This window comes from Methylobacterium segetis (assembly GCF_004348265.1).
GTDB lineage: Bacteria > Pseudomonadota > Alphaproteobacteria > Rhizobiales > Beijerinckiaceae > Methylobacterium > Methylobacterium segetis.
Window position 1 is genome coordinate 1 of the sequence record NZ_SMNT01000235.1, and the last position, 1,884, is coordinate 1,884.

The window sequence follows — 1,884 nt, forward strand, 5'->3', positions numbered from 1 at the left end:
GGACGCCGCTCACGGTCACCGACGTCTTCACCCTGAACGTGGTGCACCCCGCCCCCGGCTCGCAGGCCGTGATCAGCGGCTCGCTCCAGGACGGCTACATCGCCGGCGCCACCGTCTTCATGGACTCGAACAACGATGGTGTCCGCCAGAGCTTCGAGGCCCAGACGACGACCGACGCGAGCGGCCATTTCACCCTCGTCGGCAAGCCCGGGGCCATCGTCGCCACCGGCGGCCCGGGCGCACTCGATACGGCCACGAACCTCGCCTTCAACGGCGTCTTCAAGGCGCCGGCCGGCTCGACGGTGGTGTCTCCCCTCACCACGATCCTCGTCGAGCTGATGGGGCTCGGTGCGAATCTCAGCTCCGCCCAGACGGAGCTGCGCGGTGCGCTCGGCCTCGGTGCCGGGGTCGACGTCACCCAGATCGACCCGATCGCGGGCATGCTGAAGGAGGGCGCGACGCCCCAGCAGATCGCCCTCTACGAGCACCTGTTCGTCGCGGCCTCGCAGATCCTCAACACCGTCGCCCTCCTCCAGGCGGCGCTCCCCTACGCGAACCCGATGCACGACATCGTCGAGATGATCGCGACGGGCCAGCCGTTCGACCTCTCAGACCCGGCGACGGTGCACGCCCTGGTCGACCGCTACCTGCCGCCGTCCACCTTCGCGTCCGACGTCGAGGCCTTGCTCAACGGCCACAACGCCCTCGTCGCAGCCCAGGCGACGGCGGCGGACGGCATGGCGTTCCTCGTCGGCGTCGCGGCGGTGAGCCGCGTGGCGCAGGGCGAGACCGCGCCGGCGCTCGCCATCGCCTTCACCGACGAGGATGTGGCGGCGGTGCGGGCGAAGTTCACCGGCGACAGCCTCGGCGTGCAGGTCGGCTACGCCAAGCACCATATCGGCGACGTCGACGGCGACAGCCGCCCCGAGGGCGACGGAGACGCGGTCGCGCCCGGCGTGACCCTGGCCGCCGCCGGCGCTCCGACGAAGGCGGGTCTCCTCTCGCTCTCGGGCTCGGTCGGTCCGGCCGATGCCGGGATCACCGTGCACATCCTCGACAACGGCCGGGAGATCGGCTCGACGAAGTCCGGCCCGGACGGGGCCTGGAAGGCGGACGTGCAGATCTCGGGCGAGGGCGAGCACGTCGTCACCGCCTCCGGCACCGACGGCGCCGGCAATACCGGCAAGAGCCTGCCGATCAGCGTCACCATCGACACCACGCCGCCGGCCAAGCCCGTCGTCGCCCTCGACCACGATACCGGTGCCTCGGCCAACGACCGCGTCACGAGCGATGCCGAGATCACGGTCACGGCCGGGGAGATCGGGGGCAGCCTCGCCTACAGCATTGACGGGCACGGCTTCGTCGCGGTCTATGACGAGAGCGACCTCGCGGATGGCGCGCACACCGTGCGGGTCCATCACACCGACGCCGCTGGCAACGTCTCCGAGGACGGCGTCCTCAGCTTCGTCCTCGACCGGACGGCTCCGGACGCGCCCGTCGTCAGGCTCGCCAACGATACCGGCCTGCCCGGCGACAGGATGACGAAGGACGCGAGCCTCGCGGTCGTGACCTCCGAGACCGGCGGCACCTACACCTACAGTGTCGACGGCGGGACCTATTCCAACGCCTACATGCCCGCCTCCCTCATGGACGGCGAGCACACGGTCTCGGTCAAGCACACCGATGCCGCGGGCAACGTCTCGGAGGCCGGCTACCTGAGCTTCACCCTCGACACGTCGGCGCCGGGCGTCCCGACGCTGGCTCTCGCGAACGATACCGGCACTCCGGGGGACCGCCTGACCACCGATCCCCGGCTCTTGACGACGGGCGTGGAGACGGGCGGCAGCTTCATCTACAGCGTCGACGGCAAGGCCTACGGTGCCT

At 70.8% G+C, this 1,884-nt stretch carries 1 protein-coding gene; it reads left to right on the forward strand.

Annotated elements, in window-relative coordinates; genetic code table 11:
• Positions 1–1,884: Ig-like domain-containing protein (locus E1J50_RS27715; protein WP_165937994.1), on the forward strand; the 1,884-nt coding region annotated here is incomplete at both ends.